Annotated in this window: 2 protein-coding genes and 1 pseudogene; all 3 read right to left on the bottom strand. The window is 46.8% G+C overall.

Features of this window, described 5'->3' with window-relative positions; translation table 11 throughout:
- Positions 1-19 precede the first annotated feature (19 nt).
- A pseudogene (locus RID53_RS33715) lies at positions 20-403 on the bottom strand (Uma2 family endonuclease); the annotation flags it as partial.
- Positions 404-876: 473 nt separating this feature from the next.
- Positions 877-1,227, bottom strand: coding sequence for a type II toxin-antitoxin system RelE/ParE family toxin (locus RID53_RS33710; protein WP_446392243.1), 351 nt, complete (start codon positions 1,225-1,227; stop codon positions 877-879).
- Positions 1,211-1,498: a type II toxin-antitoxin system Phd/YefM family antitoxin gene (locus RID53_RS33705; RefSeq protein ID WP_446363407.1), complete on the bottom strand. Its 288-nt coding sequence runs from the start codon at positions 1,496-1,498 to the stop codon at positions 1,211-1,213. Before RID53_RS33705 ends, RID53_RS33710 begins: the two co-directional genes overlap by 17 nt.
- Between the last annotated feature and the right edge of the window lie 271 nt (positions 1,499-1,769).

The following is a 1,769-nucleotide window of genomic DNA, read 5'->3' as shown; positions in this document are numbered from 1 at the left end:
TGGCTGGGGGAACTTCAGTTTAACGGTTACTGGAGCGACGCTCTCGATAATTCCTCCACATATCCTGATGCTCTGGCGAACCAAGTCCCTCCTGTAGCACACTTAGAACTCGCGACATCTCTCCCCGCAACAGCGCCTGCACATCCAACCGTAACCCCGGAAAAAAGGGACTACTCAACATCCCCAACGAATCCGATTGCTGCTGTCGATACTCCCCCTGCTCCAAAATGTACCAGCGAAACGCTCTATCCTGCACCAACCACACCAAATACTCTCGCACCCCATTGCGCCGATAAGCCCGTAACTTATCATGGAGATCGTAAGACGCACTACTGGCGGCAATTTCCCCAATTAGCTCTGGCGCTCCTTCAACATAGTCATCCTCACTAATTCGCGATCGCCCCTACCTGACCCCAGGTGTTTTGGCTCATCCCTAACGGGTGCGATCGCGTCCAGGGAAGGCTCCCATCTGACCAAATTTCATCCTTGTTCGTTTCCCCTTGCCCATACTACGGGCAAATCCATTAATTTTCTTGAGGAACCCGAATCTTTTTTTAACCCGGATTCAATGGTAACTTGGTGGGTTACGGCGGATTTATTATTGAATGGTTCATTGCCTAAATTTAATACCGCCTAACCCACGATGGCGGCGTGGCACACCTTAATTGGTGGATTAGCATTGTAGGGGCGCACCGACGTGCGCCCATTTTAAGTAAAATCTATTCCACAATTTTAGCTGTGTCAGTTCACTACAGTCATGGTTGGTTGGGGTCTATAGGACAACACATTTTCCCATTGTATAAAATACCTAAAATCTTCAGAAATTGATTTTGGGGTTCGACAGCTTAATGCACCAAAGCAATCGATAAGGGGGCGTTACACTTCTGGATCATCACCTAAGAGTTGATCTATACTTTGGAGCCTCTGTTGAGAAGCACGGCGAACACGATGAATTTGTACAATTCCTTCCTGTTCCCCGACGACTTCACTTACAGTGAATAAAATATAGAACTGCTTTTTATAGAGAAGTTGACGCACCTCAATTCCCATATACTTACTTTCGAGAGCTAGTGAGCAACGTCTCGGAAAATTTTCTAGTGTCAACATAATTTCATAACATCCTCTGACCCAGCGATAAGCTCGTTCTGGTGAATCCCCTTTTATCCAAAGAAAAATACGTTCTATATCTGCCACTGCCGTGGGAGAGATTTCAATCGGGTAGACCATATTTTTCCTGAAGCTGCTGAAATGCTTCCTTTAAAGGCATACCTTTTCCTTGATCAAACTCCTCAATACTCTTTCGGATGCCCGCCATAGACTCAAGCAACTCAATTCGATCAAGAAGTTGCTGATAGCTTTCAGCATCTTGAACAACTGCCGCCGCTTTACCATTAACCGTAAGAACCATTGGTGCTTTAGTTTCTTTGAGCCTTGCGAGGAAGGCTTTAGCACCCCGCTGAAATTCCGAGAGAGGATGGATGTCACTCAGGCTAAGCATGATATTTTCAATAAATTATTTGATAATTTGATGCTAACCGCTTGAAATTGTTTTGTCTAGTGCGATCGCGTCCGGGGGAGGTTAGGCGGCTGAAAAATCGCGCCAAGCCGCCCAGTGAGACAGGTTCCATTGTTTTGGCTGGGGGAACTTCAGTTTAACGGTTACTGGAGCGACGCTCTCGATAATTCCTCCACATATCCTGATGCTCTGGCGAACCAAGTCCCTCCTGTAGCACACTTAGAACTCGCGACATCTCTCCCCGCAACAGCGC

This window comes from Coleofasciculus sp. B1-GNL1-01, assembly GCF_040220235.1.
Lineage (GTDB): Bacteria > Cyanobacteriota > Cyanobacteriia > Cyanobacteriales > Coleofasciculaceae > Coleofasciculus.
Note: the sequence above shows the minus strand (reverse complement) of the source record. Positions and strands in the feature narration are given on the sequence as shown.

What these genes read in the sequence shown, in the direction of transcription:
- RID53_RS33710 (WP_446392243.1), bottom strand. Translation starts at nt 1,227, where the DNA reads ATGGTCTACCCGATTGAAATCTCTCCCACGGCAGTGGCAGATATAGAA.
- RID53_RS33705 (WP_446363407.1), bottom strand. Translation starts at nt 1,498, where the DNA reads ATGCTTAGCCTGAGTGACATCCATCCTCTCTCGGAATTTCAGCGGGGT.